The 23386-nt window shown below is 39.3% G+C and carries 22 protein-coding genes, 1 other RNA gene, 1 pseudogene and 1 riboswitch; of the genes and pseudogenes, 4 read left to right on the plus strand and 20 right to left on the minus strand.

What is annotated here, in order from left to right:
- Nucleotides 1–38: 38 nt before the first annotated feature.
- From ABC374_RS14860 to ABC374_RS14870, 3 genes are all read right to left on the minus strand, one after another.
- Nucleotides 39–197 carry a hypothetical protein gene (locus tag ABC374_RS14860; protein ID WP_413018651.1) on the minus strand — a complete coding sequence of 53 codons (159 nt, stop codon included), beginning with the start codon at nucleotides 195–197 and terminating at the stop codon, nucleotides 39–41.
- Between the two features lie 165 nt (nucleotides 198–362).
- Nucleotides 363–893, minus strand: a complete 531-nt coding sequence (locus ABC374_RS14865) for an isoprenylcysteine carboxyl methyltransferase family protein (RefSeq protein WP_413018653.1) — start codon at nucleotides 891–893, stop codon at nucleotides 363–365.
- Nucleotides 893–1981, minus strand: a complete 1089-nt coding sequence (locus ABC374_RS14870; RefSeq protein WP_350299313.1) for a type III polyketide synthase — start codon at nucleotides 1979–1981, stop codon at nucleotides 893–895. Before ABC374_RS14870 ends, ABC374_RS14865 begins: the two co-directional genes overlap by 1 nt.
- Nucleotides 1982–2377: 396 nt before the next feature.
- Here ABC374_RS14870 and ABC374_RS14875 point away from each other — a divergent pair.
- Both ABC374_RS14875 and ABC374_RS14880 read left to right on the plus strand, forming a co-directional pair.
- Nucleotides 2378–2889, plus strand: a pseudogene (locus ABC374_RS14875) (transposase); the annotation flags it as partial.
- 131 nt (nucleotides 2890–3020) lie between these two features.
- A complete protein-coding gene (locus tag ABC374_RS14880) occupies nucleotides 3021–3473 on the plus strand; it encodes a chemotaxis protein CheX (RefSeq protein ID WP_413018655.1) in 453 nt (150 codons plus the stop codon).
- 374 nt (nucleotides 3474–3847) lie between these two features.
- Here ABC374_RS14880 and ABC374_RS14885 read toward each other — a convergent pair whose 3' ends face one another.
- The 13 genes from ABC374_RS14885 to ABC374_RS14945 all read right to left on the minus strand — a co-directional run bounded on the left by ABC374_RS14885 (nucleotide 3848) and on the right by ABC374_RS14945 (nucleotide 19258).
- Nucleotides 3848–5161 carry a nucleobase:cation symporter-2 family protein gene (locus tag ABC374_RS14885; RefSeq protein WP_350299315.1) on the minus strand — a complete coding sequence of 438 codons (1314 nt, stop codon included), beginning with the start codon at nucleotides 5159–5161 and terminating at the stop codon, nucleotides 3848–3850.
- A complete protein-coding gene (locus ABC374_RS14890) occupies nucleotides 5154–5753 on the minus strand; it encodes a xanthine phosphoribosyltransferase (protein ID WP_413018657.1) in 600 nt (199 codons plus the stop codon). Before ABC374_RS14890 ends, ABC374_RS14885 begins: the two co-directional genes overlap by 8 nt.
- A gap of 162 nt (nucleotides 5754–5915) precedes the next feature.
- Nucleotides 5916–6017, minus strand: a riboswitch (purine riboswitch).
- A gap of 248 nt (nucleotides 6018–6265) precedes the next feature.
- Complete coding sequence (locus tag ABC374_RS14895; RefSeq protein ID WP_413018659.1) at nucleotides 6266–7783, minus strand: carboxypeptidase M32; 1518 nt, start codon at nucleotides 7781–7783, stop codon at nucleotides 6266–6268.
- A 132-nt stretch (nucleotides 7784–7915) separates the two neighbouring features.
- Nucleotides 7916–9832 (minus strand): ATP-dependent DNA helicase, encoded by a 1917-nt coding sequence (locus tag ABC374_RS14900; protein WP_413018661.1) that lies wholly within the window; start codon nucleotides 9830–9832, stop codon nucleotides 7916–7918.
- Between the two features lie 215 nt (nucleotides 9833–10047).
- Nucleotides 10048–10248 carry a cold-shock protein gene (locus ABC374_RS14905; RefSeq protein ID WP_034307871.1) on the minus strand — a complete coding sequence of 67 codons (201 nt, stop codon included), beginning with the start codon at nucleotides 10246–10248 and terminating at the stop codon, nucleotides 10048–10050.
- Between the two features lie 194 nt (nucleotides 10249–10442).
- Nucleotides 10443–11591: a THUMP domain-containing class I SAM-dependent RNA methyltransferase gene (locus tag ABC374_RS14910; RefSeq protein ID WP_350299318.1), complete on the minus strand. Its 1149-nt coding sequence runs from the start codon at nucleotides 11589–11591 to the stop codon at nucleotides 10443–10445.
- Nucleotides 11592–12180: 589 nt separating this feature from the next.
- An RNA gene (gene rnpB, locus ABC374_RS14915) (RNase P RNA component class B) lies at nucleotides 12181–12570 on the minus strand.
- Nucleotides 12571–12650: 80 nt separating this feature from the next.
- Nucleotides 12651–12962, minus strand: coding sequence for a cell division regulator GpsB (gene gpsB, locus ABC374_RS14920; RefSeq protein WP_061463822.1), 312 nt, complete (start codon nucleotides 12960–12962; stop codon nucleotides 12651–12653).
- Nucleotides 12963–13165: 203 nt separating this feature from the next.
- Nucleotides 13166–13717, minus strand: a complete 552-nt coding sequence (locus tag ABC374_RS14925) for an SLOG family protein (RefSeq protein ID WP_101222367.1) — start codon at nucleotides 13715–13717, stop codon at nucleotides 13166–13168.
- 65 nt (nucleotides 13718–13782) lie between these two features.
- Entirely contained in the window at nucleotides 13783–14343 is a 561-nt protein-coding gene (locus ABC374_RS14930) for a CotD family spore coat protein (protein WP_350299319.1), read from the minus strand.
- A 456-nt stretch (nucleotides 14344–14799) separates the two neighbouring features.
- A complete protein-coding gene (locus ABC374_RS14935; RefSeq protein WP_413018665.1) occupies nucleotides 14800–16056 on the minus strand; it encodes a ribonuclease H-like domain-containing protein in 1257 nt (418 codons plus the stop codon).
- 36 nt (nucleotides 16057–16092) lie between these two features.
- Nucleotides 16093–18369, minus strand: a complete 2277-nt coding sequence (locus tag ABC374_RS14940) for a DEAD/DEAH box helicase (RefSeq protein WP_350299321.1) — start codon at nucleotides 18367–18369, stop codon at nucleotides 16093–16095.
- A gap of 124 nt (nucleotides 18370–18493) precedes the next feature.
- Nucleotides 18494–19258 (minus strand): alpha/beta fold hydrolase, encoded by a 765-nt coding sequence (locus ABC374_RS14945; protein ID WP_350299322.1) that lies wholly within the window; start codon nucleotides 19256–19258, stop codon nucleotides 18494–18496.
- Nucleotides 19259–19399: 141 nt separating this feature from the next.
- Here ABC374_RS14945 and ABC374_RS14950 point away from each other — a divergent pair, with 141 nt between their 5' ends.
- Nucleotides 19400–19849: an Hsp20/alpha crystallin family protein gene (locus tag ABC374_RS14950; protein WP_413018667.1), complete on the plus strand. Its 450-nt coding sequence runs from the start codon at nucleotides 19400–19402 to the stop codon at nucleotides 19847–19849.
- A gap of 69 nt (nucleotides 19850–19918) precedes the next feature.
- Here ABC374_RS14950 and ABC374_RS14955 read toward each other — a convergent pair whose 3' ends face one another.
- From ABC374_RS14955 to ABC374_RS14970, 4 genes are all read right to left on the minus strand, one after another.
- The gene (locus tag ABC374_RS14955; protein ID WP_413018669.1) at nucleotides 19919–20521 is read right to left on the minus strand and encodes a YppG family protein; all 603 of its coding nucleotides are present in this window, start codon (nucleotides 20519–20521) and stop codon (nucleotides 19919–19921) included.
- A gap of 77 nt (nucleotides 20522–20598) precedes the next feature.
- Nucleotides 20599–20967: a YppE family protein gene (locus tag ABC374_RS14960; protein ID WP_350299325.1), complete on the minus strand. Its 369-nt coding sequence runs from the start codon at nucleotides 20965–20967 to the stop codon at nucleotides 20599–20601.
- A gap of 69 nt (nucleotides 20968–21036) precedes the next feature.
- Nucleotides 21037–21312, minus strand: a complete 276-nt coding sequence (locus tag ABC374_RS14965) for a hypothetical protein (RefSeq protein WP_350299326.1) — start codon at nucleotides 21310–21312, stop codon at nucleotides 21037–21039.
- A gap of 355 nt (nucleotides 21313–21667) precedes the next feature.
- A complete protein-coding gene (locus ABC374_RS14970) occupies nucleotides 21668–22615 on the minus strand; it encodes a DUF2515 family protein (protein ID WP_413018672.1) in 948 nt (315 codons plus the stop codon).
- Nucleotides 22616–22757: 142 nt separating this feature from the next.
- Between ABC374_RS14970 and recU the strand changes: the two genes are divergently transcribed.
- Nucleotides 22758–23369, plus strand: a complete 612-nt coding sequence (gene recU / locus ABC374_RS14975; RefSeq protein ID WP_350299328.1) for a Holliday junction resolvase RecU — start codon at nucleotides 22758–22760, stop codon at nucleotides 23367–23369.
- Nucleotides 23370–23386 lie beyond the last annotated feature (17 nt).

Below are 23386 nucleotides of genomic sequence, written 5' to 3' on the forward strand. Positions count from 1 at the left end.
TTCATATTGACTTGGAATGCAAAAAAAAACCAGGATGTTTACCTGGTTGTAGGGGTGGGGTTAAAAGCAGCTCGGTTTTCAATTGGTGACTCGGTATAAGGTTTTACTGCCTTTGCCGATTTTTGAATATTATTCAATACATGTTTCATCACAAAACCATATGTAGCGACTGTCAATAAAATGAATACCCAAACCATTACCAACACCATCCTCTTATATATTGTTTAGCTTTTAGTTATTAGTTATTAGTTATTAGTTATTTAAAATTAAATTATCGAGATCCGAATGAGAATAATTTTCATCTTCATTTAGAATCTTATCACGAACGATAATCATTTTCAATAAGAAATTAAATTTTTTTATTATTTTCCCTTAAAAACCGTAGAATATTCCGTATGTTTCTTTAATGCCTTCTCTTCCAGCGGGATTCTTACCGTCATCATCCAAACATTCAATAAACTAAAGATGAAAGCAGTATAATATGCATTGAATAATAAGGAAATAACTAAAATCTCAGTTGCGACTATGATATAGTTCGGATGTTTGAAATATTTATAAGGACCTTTAATGACTACATCGGCATCAGGAACCACTATGATTTTTGTATTCCAATGTTTTCCCAATGAACGGATTGCCCAAATCCTGCCCGACTGCGCAATTAGAAAAAGGGTCAGCCAAATTGGCCAAAGTCCAGACATATTCCTTTCAAGTACGATCACTTCAATAATGAGAACAATAAAAAAACTAAGATGCATTAGAACCATCCATCTGTAATGGGACTCACCGTATTCCAATGCTCCTGCAGCTTTCAGCTGTTTTTCGTTTTGTTTGGCGATATATAATTCAACCAGGCGTTGTATTGCAATCAAGATAATGAAAATGGCAAAGATCATCACTTCCACCTCATTAACACAAGTTCAGATGAAAACCCAGGCCCTAATGCAGCAGCCAAGCCCACCTCACCTTTATTCCCGCCCCGCTGCATGAACCTCTCAAGGACGTACAAAATAGTTGCCGAGGACATATTTCCAAATTCCCTCAATACGCTCATTGACTCTGCCGTCATGCTTTCATCGAATCCGAGGGCTTCGTGATAAGCATCGATTACTTTTTTGCCTCCAGGATGAGCGATGAAATCTTTTATGTCACTTAGATCGAATCCATTCTCCATTAAGAACTCTTGAACATTCGGTTTAAGCCAATCCTTGATGATTGTAGGGATATCTTTCGAAAAAATCACGTATAATCCTTGATCTTTAACATCCCACCCCATTACATCCAATGAATTCGGCATAAGCGTAGATTGAGAATCCAAAAATTGCAAATGTCTTACTTTTTTTGAAAACTGTTCATTCGGCACTTCATCACCGCAAACCAAAATACAGCTTACTCCATCAGAAAATAAGGAAGTTCCAATTAAATTACTTTTGGAGATATCGTTCCTTTGAAATGTCAGACTGCATAACTCCACGCTTAAAACAATGACCTTTGCCGTCGGGTATGCTTGGCAATATTCAAAAGCACGTGATAGGCCACTCGCTCCCCCTGCACAGCCAAGCCCCCAAATCGGAATCCTTTTAGTATGCGGGTTAAATGGAAGTTCATTCATTATCCTGGCATCAATGGTCGGGGTAGCAATCCCCGTGCTTGAGATAAAGAAGAAAGCATCTAGCTCGTTTGCCTGCAGTTCTTCTTTTAAAAATTCTCTGTTGGCTAAGCATTTTTCTATAGCTTCTTTCCCAAACTTGACTGCCTGCTCAATATATAAATCATTCCGCTCGGCAAAAGAATGATCCTCTTTAAACCAATCAAGATCATTTGAAAAATACCGATTTTCCACTTGCCCATTCTTAAAAGCTTTTAGTAACCGTTCTATATTTTTAAATGATGCCCCAAATATTTCTCTCGAAAATTCCATGATCTTTTCCTGTGAGAGTAAATGTGGCAGCTTTATATGTGATGCAGATAATAAATATGGCATGATTCCACCCCTGATTATTCATGATATGGTTAATATACCCACCAGGATATCAATTATGCTTTATAGCTATATGGCAGACTGTAGACAAACTCGATCAAAATCGAGTTTGTCTACAGTTTTTTTATGGCTTTTACAAATTTGTTGATTTCCACTCCAGGCACTCGCTTTCCGCGGGCGGTCCGGGAGCCTCCTCGGATCCCTTGCGCCTGTGGGGTCTCCCTTGGACGCGCTTTTCCCGCAGGAGTCTCGCACACCCACTCCAATCAACTATGTTTAAAAAATTTAGATAGAACTCTTTTTGCCTACAGTCTTTTTTGTTTTAAAATAGAATGATTAAAACTTGAGGTGATGAGGATGCTTTCTAAACATGATTTTATTCAGCAAGATCAACTTTAAATGATTACTTTAGATCAACTGGTGCCAGCAAACCATTTGGTGAGTAAAATTGAATATGCCATTGACTTCTATTTCATTGTATTTAGAGGTAGGACGCCCAGGTATTGATCCAGTTATATTAGTTAAACTGACTTTTATTCAATATACCTACGGAAGTCGTTCCATGCGTAAAACAATTGAAGAAGCTGAAACAAATATGGCTACCGTTGGTTCCTAGGCTATGGTTTCCATGATAAAAGTCCCTCATTTCTCAACGTTCGGGAAAATTTTTGAACGACGCTTTAAAGATACAGACCTGTTTGAACAGATTTGCTATCGTACCTTAATGACAAGCTGCTGATAGAAAGTTAATAAGTGCAGAGCATGTATTGGTCGATTCCACACATGTGAAAGCCAGTGCGAATAAGTGGAAATTAGAAAAGAAAATCGTTCACAAAGAAACACGAGATTATCAAGGACTTCTTCAAGATGAAATAAATCAAGATCGTGAAAACCATTACAAACTGTCATTTATGCTTTATAGCTATATGGTTATATTTATTGGGGTTTTAAAATATTTTTTCTTTTTTTCTTAATTAATAGGTAAAAAAGACTATAAATTTGATAAAATAGAGAACATACCCATACAAGCGGAGGAACGAAATTGGAAATCAACACTATAATCACAAAATTGTTAAATGGAACCATCCAGGCCGTTAAGTCCGTTATTCCTTTCACTTTGGACATTCAAAAGCCTTACCTCATAAGACAGCCTTTCGAACAGGAATCCATTAGCGTCCTTATTGGCATGACAGGAGATATCCGTGGGAGAATAATGATTGAGGGGACTAACGGATGCATGAGTAAAATAGGTGAAAGTATGTTTGGCATGCCATTAGAAGGTGAAATGCTTGAATCTTTTGCAGCAGAATTCGGTAACATGCTTGCCGGTAATATTGCCACCTCTTTAGCAGGAGAGAATGCATTGATTGATATTACACCGCCCACCGTCATTGTGGGCGATACCAAAATGTATGGGTTTCATGAAGCAATCCATTTACCCATTTCATTGGAAGGCGTTGGTACTCTTCAGATCATCTTTATGATCGAAATGTAATCACGAAACAATAAAACCCCCTTACCTATAATCGGTAAGGGGGCACTTTCATTCTTCCTTCTTTACTGAAGATTGATTTTGCACTTGTATAATGATATTTTGAAACTCCTCTTTTCCACACACACTGCACCTATATTCCTGGCTTAGAATGGTCCGACAATGAATACAATATTTTTTCTCCATCCCTATCACTACTTTCCTGAACATATACTATCAATATATTCAAAAAGTGAAGAGAGTTTCCTTTTATCTGACAAAACGCCAATTTCATTATCAAAGATATCCTAAATGAAAAAATGCCCAAAATCCTCATCACCTGAGAAATTTGGGCATTTAATGGGTGAATCTATCAAGTTTACCGAAACTATTTTTAATCAGGCTACATTTTGCCCTTCAATACGCGTTTCCTTCATTTTGCCTTTTGTAGGGACGATGTTAAAGACAATATTCAAGAAAATGGCTGTCAAACTTCCGGCTACAATACCGTTTTCCGTTAAGATTTGAAAGCTTTCCGGAATTTGCGCAAATAGCTCAGGAACGACCGTCACTCCAAGTCCCATACCTACTGAACAAGCGATGATCAATAAATTTTCTTGAGAAGCAAAATCCACTTTGCTCAACATCTTAATTCCAGCGGCAATTACCATCCCGAACATCGCAACCATTGCACCGCCAAGCACGGATGAAGGGATAATTGTCGTGAATGCACCAATTTTCGGAACAAAACCTATGAAAATAAGAATGCCGGCTGTTGTGTATATGACATTTCTTGTTTTAATGCCTGACAATTGAATCAAGCCGACATTTTGTGAAAAAGCTGTATACGGAAACGCATTGAACAAACCGCCAATCATGATGGCAAGTCCTTCAGAACGATATCCGCGAGCTAGGTCGTCTTCTGAAATCTCTTTGTCCGTGATTTCACCAAGGGCATAATAAACACCAGTCGATTCCACCAAGCTTACGATCGCCACCAATGTCATTGTAATGATTGCCGTGACGTTAAATGTCGGAGTTCCAAAGTAGAAAAAATGTGGCATATGCAGCCAATTGGCACTGACCACTGAGCTAAAATCCACTTTTCCAAGGAAGAAGGCCGCAAAGGTTCCGACTAACAGCCCCAATAAAATAGAAATGGAGCGTAGGAATCCCGTCGAGAATTTATACATGAATATGATGAATAACAAAGTTCCAAAACCAAGAGCTACATTGTTCAAGTCTCCGAAATCAGCAGCTCCCTGGCCTCCACCAAGGTTGTTGATGGCAACAGGAATGAGCGTAATGCCAATAATCAAAACGACCGATCCAGTGACAATGGGCGGGAAGAACCTTGCCAGTTTTCCGAAGAACTTACTAATGATAATGACAATCAATCCCGACGCCAAAATAGATCCATAAATGGAGTTGATTCCATATTGCGTACCAATTGCAATCATCGGGCTAACTGCTGTAAATGTGCAGCCTAGGACGACCGGAAGCCCTATTCCAAAGAATTTATTTTTCCACACTTGCAATAAAGTTGCTATCCCGCACATCAAAATGTCTATCGAAACTAAATAAGTTAACTGCGCTGCAGTCAATCCCAGCGCCCCACCGACAATCAATGGAATGACGACTGCACCGGCATACATGGCGAGAACATGTTGTAATCCTAAGGAAGCAACTTTTAATGGTGATTGATTAGACATTGACGGCTGCTCCTTCCTTTTCCTCAGCGAACGTTATCTCACCGAATTTCAACTCAGCAATTCGTGCAAGTGATTCCACTTGGAAACCTTGTTCCCTAAGATCCTTACCACCACTTTGAAATGCTTTTTCAATCACGATGCCGATTCCGGCCACTTCTGCTCCAACCTGCTTACAGATTTCCACCAAGCCCCTGGCTGCCTGTCCGACCGCAAGGAAGTCATCGATGATCAAGACCTTATCTCCAGCTTCAATATATTTATTGGAAACCGTAATGGTATTGGTTTCTTTTTTTGTAAAGGAATGAACGGATGCCGTCACTAAATCATTTGTTAAAGTAAGTGATTTACGTTTACGGGCAAAAATGAGCGGAACTTCCAAATCCAAAGCAGCCATCAAACCAGGACCAATGCCTGATGATTCAATTGTCAGCACTTTCGTGATTTCCTTGTGTTCGAAACGTTTAACGAATTCTTTACCAATTTCTTTCATTAGCAAAGGATCCATTTGATGATTTAAGAATGAATCTACTTTTAAAATATCTTCTGATAAAGCTTGACCCTCGGACAAGATTTTTTCCTTTAAAAGTTGCATGAAGGTTCCTCCCAATCTCGGATGTTTATTGACCCAAAAACCATACAATTATTTCCCGGCATATAAAAAAGCCCAAGAAACATTGCGGCACTTTTTTGGAGTGAAGCAATACTTCTTGGGCACGAATGAAAAATGAATCAGCAAAAGCCTTCATTTACGCAACAAGATCTATTACTCACCCATAGTCGAATTATTTACGGTAATCCGGTAGAAACTTGCAGGCCATATCCCTGCTATTATACGAGTGAAACATTATATTTTATTTATATGAATTATACCAACGCTGACCCTATTTGAAAAGTAATTTTTAATAAAAAACCGAACTTTAAATTAAAAAAATAAATCATTATTCGTATTATTAGAAAATTGCGAAATCACCAAACCTAAATAATTTGGATTTCCTATCAAAAAAACATCATATTCCATTTTACTGGTATTATACCATGCGTTTTTGTAGCAACCCATAAAAAAGAAGAAGGGCTTGAGATTAATCCAAGTCCTTCTTCTTTGATTCATTTGATTTTATAAACTTCTTTATATTTATTTTCAAGATACTTTATCAAATACTGAACATTCAGGCCTTCCCCTGTCGTTTCTTTCAAAATCTCCAGAGGCTTTTTTGTTTTTCCGTATTTATGTATTTTTTCATTAAGCCATTTCCTGATTGGTTCAATATCACCCGCTTCCAACAGTTCATCGAAATCAGGCAAATCTTTAAGCATCGATTGCTTGATTTGGGCTGCATACATATATCCCAATGCATAAGAAGGGAAATAACCAAAGCTGCCATCTGCCCAGTGTACATCTTGCAACACGCCCATTGCATCATTTTCAGGCACAATTCCCAAATAATCCTTGTATTTTTCATTCCAGACTTCCGGTAAATCCTTCACTTCAAGTTCCCCATTAAAGAGGGCCTTTTCCAGTTCATACCGAATCATAATATGTAGAGGATACGTCAGTTCATCTGCGTCAATACGGATGAACGATGGTTTTGATTCGTTAATGCCCCGGTAAAATTCATCCAGCGTCACATCTTGGAATTGTTCGGGAGCATATTCTTTTAATAAGGAAAATTTATTTTTCCAAAAGCTATGGTTCCGTCCAATGAAGTTTTCGAAAAACAAAGATTGTGATTCATGGATCCCCATTGATGTCCCGCTATCGAGAAGTGTTCCGGTTAACTCTTCGGCGATATTCTGCTCATAAATGGCATGTCCACATTCATGAATGGTACCAAAGATTGCCCCCCTAAAATCATTTTCATCGTATCGGGTCGTCACCCGGACATCGCCCCTATTTATTCTAATTTCAAAAGGGTGAACTGTTTCATCAAGCCTGCCAGCCTTGAAATCGTATCCTAGCTGATTTAAAATTTCCAAGTTGAGTTGATGCTGTTTTTCTTTTGGAAATTCTTTATATAGGAACGCTGTTTCCGGTCTATGTTCGCTTTTTGCTATCTGTTTTACCAAAGGTACAATCCTCGACCGAAGCTCACTGAATACGCCATCAAGTATATCTACAGTCATGCCTGGTTCATATATGTCTAAAAGGGTATTATATTTCGTCCCTTCATATCCCCAGTACTCTACGAACCTGCGGGTATATGCTACAATTTGCTCCAGATAAGGTTGAAATAAAGAAAAATCAGCTTTTTCCCTTGCCTCTTCCCATGCACTTTCAGAACGCGATTGTAAAATGACGAATTCCTTATATTCGTTCGCAGGAATTTTCTTATTCCTTTCAAACTCTTTTTTACACTCTTGTACCATTTTATTCATCGATTCACTAAGAATGGCTTCATCCATCGAAAGTTCTGCAATGAAGGATTCCATTTCCTTACTTGTGCTCATATTAAACACTTCGGATGAAAGCATACCGATAACTTCGGAACGCTGCTCAACTCCCTTTTTAGGTGCACCTGTACGCAAATCCCAAAAAATTAACGAGAGAGCTTCATTATAAGCCGAGATTTTCTTTACATATTCTTTAAACTCTTTTTCTATCAGTTCTATACCCTTTTTTTTCATATTCACTGCTCCTTCCAACTACACTTTACCATATTATACAAAAGACTTTCATATCAGAACCACTCCGATTAATAAATTCAAATAAAAAGAGCCAAGGGGTTCCCTTGGCTCTCATTATGAATTGGGTTTTATTTAAATCGTTACAGGAAGAATGGATACAATCTTCTCTTTCACATGTTCCGAAAGATCCTTTTCAATCAAAATCTGGACGGTTCCCGAATCATTGCTCGTCCTGATCAAACGCCCTATTCCCTGGCGCAATCGAAGGAGCATGTATGGAAGATCCACTTCTTCGAATGCATCGGTAACCGAGTTACGTTTGGCTTCGAAAACCGGATCGCGAGGCGGGAATGGAAGCGAGTGTATCACTACATTTTGTAATGAAGGTCCTGGTACATCAAGACCTTCCCATAAATGATAGGAGAAAAGGACAGATTGCTCATCCTCTTGGAACTTCTTAACAAGCTCGCTGATTTCCGCTTCCCCTTCAAAATATAATGGATAAGATGATATTGGGCAGTTTTCCTTGAACCATTGCAATTCTTCTTTTGAATGGAATAACACTAGTGTTCGACCTTCATTTTCCTCAATTGTCTTCATTGTATATTGAAGTTTTGCCAATTGATCTCCATTTTCGAAGACCGGCATGTTCATTTTCATGACTTCATCGTAATCAAATGGTGATTCAACGGAAAAGCTGTCATACTTTTCTATCCCTAAACTATCTGCAATATATTGGAAGGATTTATTGTCCGATAATGTTGCCGATGAAAAAATGTAAGGGATTTTTTTCGAGAATACCTGTTCAGACAAGATATCCTGCACAAGCCTTGGCATGATGACCAATGTTTTGGTCATTTCATTTTCTTCAAACCAGGAAACAGCCTGTTCATCCTTCACAAATAGAGAAAGTGAGTAGCCCAGCTGCTCTAAATACTCTTCCGTCACTTTTAAATCATAATCATTGATCGTGTACATTTCCGCTTCAAAAACAAGATTCTCCTCTAACTCTTCAACCTTTTTATGAAGCTTTTGGGCAAAGTTTGTTATTTCTTTTGACATCGGGATTTCATAACGATTAGATCCGCTGACATGTATCGCTTTTTCATCCAACAAATCAAAAAATTCTTCATTGATATCGATTAAGTCCTCGATGATGTATAAGGTTTCTTCACGAACCTGATTGGCTGTAAGCAATTCCAGAACCGAAGCAAGGGTTTGTTCCCCAACTTTATAAGTTAAAGCCTTTTGAGCAGCAAATTCCAAAAGATGACCTTCATCAAAGACAACGCAGCTATGATCAGGCAGTAATGGTAACTGTCCTTCACGCTTACGCTTTTCCTTAGTCCATACATGTTCCATGAAGAAGTCATGTGAACAAATGATCAAATCACTTGATTTTCGATAGTGGTCCCGTGATAGGGTTTGCCCACAACGATGGCGTTTATCACAAGTAAAACAGTTTTGAAGCTGATCCCAGCCAACTTTAGACCAGTCTTCATCATTTAAATATGGATACTGTTTACGGTCTCCATATGCTGTATAGGCGTTCATGGATGAGTTATCATGAACAAACTTGGGAAGTTCATCATAGAGCTGATCTATCCCTTCTGAATCCTCATGATTCACAGCATAATCCAATTTCTTAAGACATACATATTGATCGTGATATTTGGCAAGCCGAACATCCACTTCAATACCTAAAGCATTCTTGATTTTCTGGATGTCGCCTTCCTCTTTGACAAGCTGTTCAATCAACGTTTCATCTGCACATGAAATAATTGCCGGTTTATTCGTATATCTCGCATAACAAATCGCATATAGTAAATAGACCAAAGTCTTACCGGTCCCTACCCCTGCTTCAGCAAAACTTACATTTTTTTCTTTAAAAGCTTTTTCTAACTGAAAAGCCATGAAGATTTGTTCGTCACGCAGCTCAAATCCTTTTTCGGGAAGAATATCGTAAAAAACATCACCGATCCATTCTGAAAGCTTATCGTAAAAAGAATCTTCCTTTGTTACCGAAAAAGGCAGTGTTTTAAGCATCATGGTCTCCCCTTTTATCTATCATCATTATATAGAATCCGAATCATTATTATCTTAGGCAAAAGTATATTATCCTTTATTTCACATTAGTAGTCAAGATATTTACCTATTATCAGAATGAAAGGTAATATGTATGTATGCATGCTGTCTGGTTGCCCGATTCGTAAAATAAAAGACAGGCTCCAAAAGAGCCTGTCTGTAAGTAATATAGGGTTGAATTAAGCTTTGTTTACGTTTGATGCTTGTGGTCCACGTTGACCTTGTTCTACATCAAATGTAACGTCTTGGCCTTCTTCAAGTGTTTTGAAACCTTCGCCTTGGATAGCTGAGAAATGTACGAATACATCGTCTCCACCTTCACGTTCGATGAATCCAAAACCTTTTTCTGCGTTAAACCATTTTACTTTACCTTGTTCCATTTTTGTTGCCTCCTAGTGTGTTCTCCACACATTATATTACTATCCTTGCTCAAAAGAATATTAAGGTATTCCTTAAATCTGAACAAAAATAATTCATTATTAGAATAACAGAAAAGGAAATGATAAGCAAGACTGGAACCTATTATGAATAAATCGTCCTGACTAGCAAAAATCCTCCATTATATTCTACCTACTCATTCACCTTGAGGCTGCCTTGGCGGCCTTTTCCCCCAATATTGATAAAGGTCGGCACGGATGAAACCATTGAACAATTTCCTTTTTTTCGTTGCAGGCTTACCGTAATGCTGTTCGAAGTCAGGATTGGAGGTAATCATGTATACCGACCATGTATCAAGCTTCTTGAAGGCTTGGCCCATTTCCCTATACATCTGCTCTACCGCTTTTTTCTCACCTAGACGTTCTCCATAAGGCGGGTTCCCGACAATGACACCATACTCTTTCCTGGTCGAGATATCCCTTACCTGCATTTGTTTGAATTCAATCAAATCACCCAGACCGGCTTCAAAACTATTCGCTTTAGCTATATCGACCATTCGATGGTCAATATCACAACCGGTTATGTCCAAGTATTGATCATAGTCGGCTAAATCTTCAGCCTCAATCCGCGCTTCATCCCAAACCTTGCTGTCCATCCATGACCAGGTTTCAGAAACGAATTCCCTGTTAAACCCAGGTGCTATATTCTGCCCAATTAAGGCCGCCTCGATGGGAATCGTTCCAGATCCACAAAATGGATCTATGAAAGGTTTATCCGGTTTCCAATTGGTCAGCATGATTAACGCAGCCGCCAATGTTTCTTTTAGGGGCGCCTCTCCCTGCCCTGTGCGATAACCCCGTTTATGCAAACCAGCACCTGAAGTGTCTATGGTAAGTGTCACTACATCTTTTAAAATAGACACTTCAATTTTAAACAAAGGACCTGTCTCTGCAAACCAAGATACTTGCTTATATTTACTTTTCAATCTATCAACAATCGCCTTTTTTACAATAGCCTGACAATCAGGGACACTGTATAGCTTTGACTTAACGGATTTTCCACTCACGGGGAACTCGACATCGGCTGATAAGAAATCTTCCCAATTCAAGGCCTTTGTTTTTTCAAACAACTCATCAAATGAATATGCTTTGAATTCCGCGACTTTAATTTTCACCCTATCGGCACTGCGCAGCCATAAATTAGAGCGGGCAATGGCGGATTGATCCCCTTTATAGGTGATTTTACCATTTTCGACTTGACAATCGTAACCAAGATCCCGCACCTCCTTGGCAACAATTGATTCCAATCCCATTGCTGATGTTGCAATTATATCGAATTGTTTCATTAATCCTGCACCTTCTTTCCATTAATCCAAATCAATGGCACCTTTTCCCGAATTTCTTTCATTTATGTATTTAGAATCAGGCATTGATTTTTTACATGTAAACCTTATGGTCCACCGCGTTTTTATATTTCAGTAAGCCAATGTTTGCCTAGCTTATATCATGATCATGTAGCGTATTAATCACCGTGAAGTAAAGCTTTACTCAATACCTTAGGATACACGCTGCCATCCAACCAATTATGTATGCTTCCCATCCATTGTCCTGAAGTTTGATGTTCTATCTTGATACCTTCATATTAGGGCTAACAGAAGAGTTAAGGAACCTTTATAAATAGGATACCCAGAATCAAAGAAATGCTTAACATTCCAACACTATTTTTAAAAACGTTACCGACAGACTTCATTTAAGCCATTTCCCTAATCATTCGAACGCAATGAAAAACTTGCCAAGTTTTAAGTTTAACACAGCCGTGTTTCAGAAAACGAAAAATAAATGGAAATGCCCAATCTTTTTATAATAGTGCATTCTCCATAAACAAAAACTCCCCTTTTAAAAGGAGAGTTGTGCTTTTGGTGTTATATGATAACGTTCTGTAAGCCATGTTTTGTTCCTCAGTACTGCAAGCGACTCGCGTCTCGTACTTCGGCGGTAATCATCTATCTACAGAAGCAAGTGCTTCTGTCCTTCTCCTCGTTCAATTCCAAGGAAGAAAGCGCCCCTACCATTAATTTGGGTTTCTCGCTCGTGGGGTTTACCTCGTTCCACCCTTTACATTTCTGTAAAGGCTCCGTCACTGTGGCACTTTTATAGGTATTCATGCCATATCCAAAAGGACTTAGGCATTTTCCCAGCCGTCAGCAATCCAAGATTGCTGCCCAAGCTTATTTTTTCGCCAGGCACGAACACTACGGACATCGCAGTCCGTGCGAGCATGGACTTTCCTCTACTGCATAAATGCAGCAGCAATTACCCAAACGTTAACATAACATAATTGATTATACTCCATTATTCACGAAAACACAATACCAAAATCATTTTCACTTTTACAATGCAAAATCTCAGTCAAAAAGCTTGTTACCAAAAACGTGCTTTTCCAAGTTGGATAACCGTTTAAGGATATCAAAGTTAGTGGTTCCCGGAGTGGCACTTGGAGCAGGTTGATTTGGACGTTTTGTACTCTCTTCGGCTTGTTTTTTCAATTTAAGATTTTCTTGTTTTAGATCTTCAATTTCCTGATGGAACACTTCATAATCTTTAATGATAAGATCCAGGAATTGATCCACATCTTCAGGTTTATAACCGCGCATGGCTGTTTTAAAATCTTTTTCAAGAATATCTTTAGCCGTTAATTTTATCTTATCGGATAGCATAAGACTTCACCTCAATACTTTCGCCAATACAATCGACTTTTTATTATTTTTTCAAATCTGCTTGGGTTTGTCAACGAAACACCATTTTGTAAGCTTACTGTTTCAGAGAACGATATGTAATCCCATTAAATCTGTATCTAAATTTCATCATAATATGATTATGCTTTAGAAACAACTTTTAATCCATAATTATTTTCACTCCATCATTCTTCGGACCAGCTGGCTTCTTCCGCAGCCAGTTGCAGATCATCAAAGTTTATCTGAAAGATGGGGTATGGCTGTGTTTCCGCCTTTTTCATTGCTTCGAAATAAGGATATCGGGCTGATCCTTCTTTTTCAGCTTCGAAAATGATGAGCATGGCATCGCTTTTATGGACCATATACCTATTTTTGGTTTTCAACTGTTGTGGCCCTTCATATGGTTTGTTGAAAATGGACTCAACAAAATCGGCACGGGCCAATATGGATCGGTAGTAATCTTGATTCGTCTCGTTCCATGACTCTTCCTGTTTCAGGAAAGGAGTAAGCACCCCTAATTTAAGCTGATGATATTCTTCCTGTAATTCGAACACCACTTCGGCACCCCATAGTTCCGTACCCAACTGCCCTGAGATGATCACCCATTCCAGCCCGTCTTCCACCAATGGCAGGAGACGCTCCTTCATCGCTTTCTTTATATATTTTACGGCTTCATGGTCATTTTTGAATATCCCGAATTCAAAAGCTTTGTAGCCCGTCATATACAAAACCTTCATCGCTAGACTAATCTCCTTTTAACATGATTATGTATGAAAACAAGGGCTTAATAAGCCCTTATTTTTTAGTATCCGAAATGCTTAGGTGGACAGCATGGGTTTTGCGGCGGCCTTCCACAAATCAAGTGTTGATTATAGCACTCGTTCACCACGGATTGAGTATGCGGGAAATAATGCTTAAACGTGTTCACATGTTTATTGACATTTGTAGTATGTGATGGATGAACGACAGGGATCACTGTGTTCGATACATTCGTATTGACATATTGCTGTGTTGGAGAGACTTGCGCTGGGGCAACTTGAGATGGAGATGTTTGTGTTGGACCATATTGCGCTGGAGATACAGCAGATGGACTATAGGCTCCCATTACGTTAGAGTTTTTACCAGCTGACGCTCCCATTACGTTGGAGTGTTTACCGGTTGATGCGCCCATTACTCCAGGTGCGTTCCCGTATGCTCCCATTACATTGGATGCTCCCATTACGTTGTTGGATGCTCCCATTACGTTGTTGGATGCTCCCATTACATTGTTGGATGCTCCCATTACATTGTTGGATGCACCCATTACATTGTTGGATGCTCCCATTACATTGGGGTTATTTCCTCCACAATTACGAAAATACATTTATAATACGTCCCCTTTCATCATGATAAGTTTAGTCTTACCATTACAGACTATGAAAAAAAGGGGATACGTGTACTGATGAAATGACCTATTTATACAGAATAAGTATAAAACGATGTATGGCTGTCAATAAGTACACTATCATTATTATATCTGGCTAACCTTCAAATGAAATGAGGAATATTCTATAAAAAGGAATAGAGACTGTCTTTTAATGAAGTAAACAAAACTATCGTTAAACAAAGGACTACAAAAAATAGAAATAAAGTCGTTTTATACATTTCTCCGCTCCGCTTTCACCTTAATTTTATATGATGTAAAGGCATGAAATGAACGCTTCGGAATTTCACCCTCAACTCTTTCCATTTTACACACAATAGTTGAAGGCTACAATAATTGTATACATATTTTTTATTTTCGGCCTTTTGCACTAAAAGAAGATTCTCGGTCCTTATCTTATACAGAAATATCCTTTGATTCCTCTTTCTTTTCGAGCCGCCGGATCCTCTTTTCCAATTCCAACTGTTTTTTCCCCAGTGCGGTCCCTTCCCTAACCATCTCTTGATGTGCGATTATTGAACATTTTAGAGCATGACCGACGTCCTTAAATTGATGTTCGTATAATTTTGCACATTCAATCTGTGCCTGTATCCTTATTTGCACATTCCCTTTTAAGGCGACTTCCTTCCAAATTTCCAAAGCTTCAGCGAATTGTTTTTGCTTCTTTTTCTGGAAGGCCAATGCATGGCCAGCTAATATCCGATCTTCCTCATTACCCGATTCCAATATTTTTTGATATGTCTCAACTGACTCCTCTTTTTTCCCCAAATAAGCAAGCCATCGTGCAATTTCCATTGACTCTTCCGTATATCCATCGATTTGGAGGATTTTTCGGGACAAATGAATATACAAAGTGATCAATGATAAGATATCCAATTCATTATGCTTCATGATTCCAAACAGTATTTCTGGATTCTTCCTCTCAACAAAATCAAAATAAATCATCGGTGCCAAATATCCAGGAATATCATCCTCCCTATGTACACCTAGAATATCTGTTTCGACAGCTGATAATTTCACTCGTTCCAATTTGTTTCTCCATAGGCGTCTTGAAGCATGATACAAATCGAAATGTCCGAATTCCGGTAGTTTCGGTACATGTTCCTTTACCAAGGTATGTCTCGTTTTTAGCTGGGGCCAATCAAAGGATTTACCATTATATGTGACAAGCGTTTCGTAATTGATGTTTTCCAGAAAGCTTTGATAAAGCGGTATTTCACTTCCAGGCTGCGGAAGGATATGTTGCTTCACGACTACTTCTTCACCTTCTAAATAGGCATACCCTAGTAAAAAAATGGTATTGCCGGCTCCGCCTCCTAGCCCTGTCGTTTCCGTATCGAAGAAAAACAGATCTTCACTTTTAACGCCCCTGGCGGAAAGTGGATGCTCCAATGAAGTTTGATTCCACTCTTTTACGACCTTTTTCAGCTCGGAAAATTCATATAACCCGTGTTTGTGATTTATAGGGTAACGGACTTCCCTAATGAAACAATAGTCATCGTCGAAATGAAAGGAAACGGTATCGTTCTCCAGCCACTTTTCAAAGTAAGGAATTTCTTCATTCAATGTCTGGTCATATTCTTCTACAGGAGAAGGATGTTTTCCTAGGTTCATATGCGTTTTCATACGGTTCAATTTATTTTTTAAAGACATGAAATTACACCTCTTTTCACCTATCACTGCAATCTATTAATGTTTTTGCTTACAAAATTGACCTAATAATTGTTTGGCATCACTCTTGGCTGTTTTCGTTGCGGATTCCGTACCGATACAAGAAGGACAGCCGCTTTCACACGTGCAATTTTCGATCATTGATATTGTTTCCAGCAGAATGACTTCAGAGTTTTCATATACTTTATCACTTAACCCTATGCCTCCCGGATAACTATCATAGATAAAAATGGTCGGTTTTTCATTATGTGCTGCCTTAACCTGCGGATAAACATGAATATCATGCGGATCGCACATAACGTATAGCGGAATCATGTAATTCAGCGCATGCGACGCACCTATCATTCCTTGTTCTATTCGATTTTCGTCCCACTTGAATATATCAGGATCCATGGAAAGCATGGCCGAACTAGTGTGCAGTTCCATCTCAGGGAGACTGATTGGACCTGAACCAATATTTTCATGAGTTTCGAATTTGATTTTTTTGAAGATCGTGGGCATCGCCCTGATTGCGACATCACCAAAAGCAGCTGTTGTGGAAGCGAAAGTTCGCTGTTTATCGACTTCCAATACAGACAATTGGACAGCAAGGTTAGCATCCGTATAATAGTCCACATTGACTTCACGTACATAAGCCTTCTTTTCATCCCAATCAAGTTCTTCCACCTGAAATTGAATTCCCTGGTGTAAATAAATGGCTTCATCGTGAAGAAGGGTCATTGCACTGAACGTATCCATTTCCCCTATGACCCGATTAACCGGTGCATTCGTTTGGTCGATGATCACGACATTTTCCTGTGCCGCTGAGCGCAGGCTGATATTGCTTGCGGGAAAAGCATCATTCATCCAATGCCATTTGTCCCCATTCAGGTGTAAGACCCTTTCTTCCGTAAGGAATTCAAGAACGTCCATTATCTCTGTTTTCCCAAAAGTATCGCCTTTTTTAAAAGGCAGCTCATATGCTGCACATTTTACATGATCAACCAAGATCAAAAGATTATCCGGATTGATTCTTGCAGTTTCTGGATTTCTGGTAAAGAAATAATCGGGATGCTGTACGATATATTGATCAAGGGCACTGGAACTGCCGACCATGATGATCAAAGCTTCACCATGCCTTCTGCCTGCTCGCCCAGCCTGTTGCCAGGCACTCGATATGGATCCAGGGTAACCGGTCATTATGCAAACCTGGAGCTGGCCGATATCGACACCCAACTCAAGTGCATTTGTGGAAACTACCCCATAAATGGAACCATCCCTAAGGCCTTGTTCAATTTCCCTACGCTGTGTTGGCAGATATCCGCCGCGATAGCCCCTGATCGATTTTGGCCCCAATTGCTTTGACACAAGTTCCTGTAAATAAGTCAATAGAATTTCCACTCGAACCCTGCTTCGCGCAAAAACGATCGTTTGTATTTTATTTTTCAAAAATTCATTTGCCAGCTTCCTGACTTCCAAAACCGCACTCCTTCGTATGTTGAGCGGTTTATTGACTATTGGGGGATTATAAAATACAAAATGCTTTTTCCCACTGGGTGCTCCGTTATTATCGATAAGGACCATTTGTTTTTCCGTAAGCTCTTCTGCTAACTCTTTTGGGTTATTAATCGTAGCGGAAGTACAGATGAATACAGGGTCGCTTCCATAAAACTTGCAGATCCTTTTTAACCTTCTTATGACGTTTGCTGTATGACTTCCGAAAACGCCTCGGTAAATATGAAGTTCATCGATGACCACATACTTCAAGTTTTCAAACAAAGAGACCCATTTCGTGTGATGGGGCAGGATTCCGGAATGGAGCATATCAGGATTTGTGATCACGATATGCCCGGCCTGGCGGATTTTTTGCCTGATGTTTGAAGGTGTGTCCCCGTCGTATGTATAACTATTTATCTTAGCATCCATTTCATCAATCATTTCATTCAATTCGCTTTTTTGATCATAGCTCAGCGCTTTTGTCGGAAATATATAAAGCGCCCTGGTTTTTTCATTTTCCAGTATTTTTTGAAGGACCGGCAAATTATAGCATAATGTTTTACCAGAAGCTGTTGGTGTGACCGCCACAAGGCTATTGCCACTGACAGCAGTATCAAATGCAGTTGCCTGATGGGTGTACAACCCATTTATCCCCCGTATTTCAAGAGCATGCTTGATCTTATCATTCATTGCAGCGGGAAAAGGGACATGTTTCGCCTCTTTCGCTTCAATTACTTGCCAATGTACGATGTTATCTTTAAAATCCTCATTTGTTTTTAAATCCTTAATAACTTCCTGTAAATTTTTTCGCAGTTTCATATAACCACCTCATACTCCTATTCTACCGAATGAACGTTCTATGCAAAAGGGAAACTATTTCCTATTCAAAAAAAAAGCTGGAAACGGCAACATCCCGTCTCCAGCTCGGTCTTTTATCATTTAATTAATTCTCTTCAACAAAGCGAATGATTTCTTCGAGTAGTCTGCTTGGAGCTTCCAGCATTCCCATATGGCCGCTGCCCTTAAGTATAACTTCATGGATATGGCTCCCTTTTACAGAAAAGGTTTTTTCAACGGGAATTAGCTTATCCTCTTCACCTGCAACCAATAAAACAGGCAACTTTGTATCTTTGAGTACATGATTTCTGTCTATTCTGTTCCTCATGGCATGTAAAGACCCTATCGCACCGCTTTCACTGGTTTTATATCCGATTTCCTTAGTTTGTTCAATATTGGAATCTTCGGGATTAGCGAAAAGCTTTGGTATAAGTCCGTCAATGAAAGCTGGAATTCCATCACTTTTGATTTTCTCGACAGATTTTAAGCGCCCAGCCTTTCCAGTTTCATCGTCCGGCAAAGCCGTAGAATGTACCAATGAAAAACCAGACAATTTCCCAGGAAACCTTTCTGCGAACGCCAAGGTGATATATCCCCCAAGCGAATGACCAAACATATATACCTTTCCGATTTCCAGTTCGTCCAGTAATGACGCAATATCAGCAGCCATATCTTCAATCGAGAACGATTCCCCTATTACCTCACTTGCACCATGCCCCCGTAAATCAACGGCAATAACCCGGTATTCATCCTTTAATTCAGCAATGATGTCACTCCAATATTCATGGCTTCCGCAAAATCCATGAATAAACAACAATGTTTCATTTCCTTTCCCGGTATCTATGTAGGAAAGCTTGCCATTATCTGTCATATAAATCCCTCATTTCCTTTTCTAATCATTCAGTAACGGTATTCCCTATAGTCCTTTATCTGAAACCCAACAGTGCATTCACATTTCTTAATTCCTCACATAGCCTATAGGCAAAGGAATTTTTTAGAAAGGAGCACCGCGATGACCTCTTCTGAAAAAAATAATAATCGGAGAATAGAACCCTTTACCCATTTCATTAACAAAATGGATCGGCTGTTTTCCGAAAGGCCTCCTAAAGGCATGCTGCAATCTCTTGACGATTTCTTCGGTCCGGCGAAAGAACGCAGCTTTCCGGTTGATGTTCACGAAACGCATTCAGAATATACCCTTACCGCCACTTTGCCTGGAATTGCACGCAGCCAAATATCAATTGATGTACTGGCCCATGCCGTAACCATAACTGCAAAGCAAGTAGATAGAAGACATAAAAATCAAGGAATGTTTCAAAAAGAAGTTTCAGCAGGTACTCTTTCAAGAACCATTTCCTTTCCAAAACCCATTGATGAAGCAAAAGTCACCGCTCGACATCGCGATGGCATCCTCACGCTTCATCTACCCAAAATCAGGGGGAATCGGATTGAAATCCATTAGACATGAATAAAAGCAGACTTAAAAAAGTGGCTGGGTCACTTGTAAGTCTGCTTTTCCTTTATTCACCATCTAAGCTTTGAAGAAGCCCCCTACTCCTTTGACCATTGAAGATACTTGAGAAACTGTATTCATCATTTGTCCAGCTGTATTCATCATCTTCGTTATATCCATCGAGCCATCTTGTGTTTTGAATTGATTCATGACCGATTTGAAACCCGATGGCTGGGGTTTTTGCATGAACTGCTGCTTAGGATATGGATTATGAGCCTGCTGCTGACCTTGCGGAGGTCTTTTAGCTGGCTGTAACGGATTGGCGAACGGGCTAAAAGCTTGCGGCTGCTGATTGGACTGGATTGGCTGCATTTGTGCCATTGGCTGCATTTGTGCCATTGGCTGCATTACACTGCTGGCCGGATAAGCTCCCACAGGCATCGCCTGCTGCTGGACTGATTGGAATGGATGATAGGCCGCTTGCTGATAAGGATCATGATATGGTGTCATATAGCCCCCTGTATCCTGGAGATGATATGGATACATAAATGGTTGTTCATGATTATGATTATTGGGCGGAGGATACGGCATTGGCTGCTGGTACCCTCCCCAATATTCCGTCATTGATTGAGGAAACTGTCCTTGATTTGGGGAGATTTGGTTAAAACCGGATCTCATCATGTCAATGAGCCCTCCTCTTTTTTCATTACATGGTTCTGATAATATATGAAAAAAGGGGTAATATAGTGTAGGTATTTTTATGATAAAATCCGATTGATTTCCGTTCTTACATTATTAAGGATGAATTCCACCGATTGAACATGGCTTTTAAATCGCTTATAACTTGTTTTAGGGAAAAATGCCTGTACGGCCACATCAGAAAGGTTATGGGCGGTTTGTTCGATTTGCTCGGGGAAAAGATGCCTAAATTCGGATTCTTTCATCCACTCCTTCATTCCGGTTTCCCATTCGATGCATGCGGTCCTTACCTGGTCTGCAAACGGCTTGACATCCGAAAAAAAATCCTTTTCCTTTCCTTCCTTCCGTACACCCTCATAGATATCATCCGCTTGGTCCGTGAATTTTATTAATTGTTCTGTTAATAGCTGCAGTTTTTCTTTTTGCACAATATATTCCTCCGCACAATTGTTTCCCTTATTATAATCCAGTTCATTATAAAATGATATTCTTCTGGCTTATACGTGCAATTCAGTGAGAACATTGTTCTTTATTATTGATTTTTTCGGGACAATGGAAAAGGAATGGTTTACACCTTCAGCATTTACCCAATAATCCTCGGCTTTCTCAATGGCTTCCTGGGCTTCGTTAACTAATGTATATTGCTCCGCCCATAGTTTACACCGCACTGTATTTACAGTTTCCCCATATGAAATTTCCAAACGATCCAGGCTGGTACTGATCTCAGCTATCATCCTTAATATCTCCTCTGTTGCGACACTTTTATTGACCATGCTGATCCCTCCCATTCTTTACCTGTACTATTCTTTTTTTTATCAGAAAGCCCTTCATGACTGACAAAACTAGAAGGGAATCGGCAAAGAAAGTGCAATTCACTTAATTTATTATGCCCTTCGACAACAATGGCAGAATGAAGAATGAAGTTTTAAACAAGAATACAGACAGGAGGTGATTTTATGCAGTCGAATGAAAGCAGACAGCAAAAAAACGAAAAACGACAAAAGCCGCCCACTAAAAAGGCAGGAACGGGAAACCCGAAGCTTAGCGGAGAAAACCGCCCCTCTACGTAAGACATAAATACTGACCGAAAAACTGGGAAGGCTTACACGACGCCTTCCCTGTTTGCTTTTAAAATATCCAATTTTTGAGCATTGCTGCTGTATGCAGCTGCTTTTGTTTATGGTCATACCAATCAGTCAAATGCGGGTCTTCTTCCCATTTGGATTCAATGAACCATTTTTTTTTAACCTTTTTTTTCATATCCCATTGCTCTGTCATCCTTGCTTGATGATGAATCAATGGATATACTCCCCTCAGCATCGGGGTTTCATGGTACCTAGGATTTTTTCGATATTGTTCATAATCATATCTGGCCCCCGTTGGTTCTGTCCTGCAGGAAAATTCATAGAATAGCGGAAACAAATCTTCAGAAAATAAAAGGCCGGCCAACCTTTTCCCCAATTCAATCCTTTTATCGATATTTCTAAAATGAGAAACGGACGAGCCATACAGTTCTCCATTGCAAGTAGGAAATAAAACGGTGCTAAAATGCATCCAGTCCTGCAGGAAAAATAATAGAGAATGAAATACGAAAGATTGTTTTTTAATAACCGGTTCTTCTATGATGTTTTGTTCATTTATGATAAGCGCAGTGACTAATTTTTCCCGATTTCCATGTTTCCAAAAGGAATACCATTCGTTCGTCATGAATTTGGTAATAAAAAAATAATGACATAAGTGAAACAAAGGACGTCCAAACTTCGTCGAATAATGATAGAGAAGTAATTGCGGATAAGCATCTTGGAATATTCTCCAGTTGGCTTCTTCATACGTCAGGAATAAGAGATGCCTGTATTTTTGGCCAAGCAAACGGGAAAACCAAATCCCTTCAAGATCACACATATTCCAGCCTGCATTTCTGGAAACCATCCCCGCTAAAAAAGACCATTGTATTTCGGGATGCATTTTGAAAAATCGTTCATATGCCTTTGTCCTTGATATATTATCTCTATTCCCTTTAGCGGTTTGGGCTTTTATGGAATGTAGCAATTGCTTTTCCGTCTTTAATAATCGCATCTATGTGTCCGCCTTTCTATAGCGATGAATTGTGACATATAGTTGTACATAAATCCTATCGTTCTAAGAAACAATTCTTTTTATTCACATTTTGGATTCTTTTTTTGCTAATATAGATAAGTGAAAAAAAGGAGGGGTAAAAGTGGCATTTCATTATCCCAACGGACGAAGATTTGTACCGCAGGCTATGGAAGAAAAGAAAAGCCCACTTAAAAAAATCAGTTACAGCAACCGGGGAAAAACATTGGAAGACGATTTGAACGAAACCAATCAGTATTATTTAGCACACGGCATTGCCGTCATCCATAAAAAACCGACACCCATTCAAATTGTCGATGTCCACTATCCGAAAAGAAGTGCTGCAGTCATTAAAGAAGCTTATTTTAAACAAGCATCGACCACCGATTACAATGGTGTTTATAAAGGAAAGTACATTGATTTTGAGGCGAAGGAAACGAAAAGCAGCAGTTCGTTCCCTCTGAAGAATTTTCATGACCATCAAATTGAACATATGAAACAAATCGTTCAGCATGACGGAATTGCATTTGTGATCATTCGGTTTTCCGCAATGGATGATATATATGTAATGAGTTCTGAACAACTGAGTTTTTATTGGAAGAGAATGAAAGAAGGCGGGCGCAAATCTATAACTCTTCAAGAGGTTGAAAGCAGTTCACGAAAGATTACTCTTGGCTTTCAACCGAGAATTGACTATATTAAAGTAGTAGATTCGCTCATCGCAGAAAATTTTTAGTTTTTTTAGAAAGGCAG

The organism is Peribacillus phoenicis, from assembly GCF_047238085.1.
Lineage (GTDB): Bacteria > Bacillota > Bacilli > Bacillales > DSM-1321 > Peribacillus.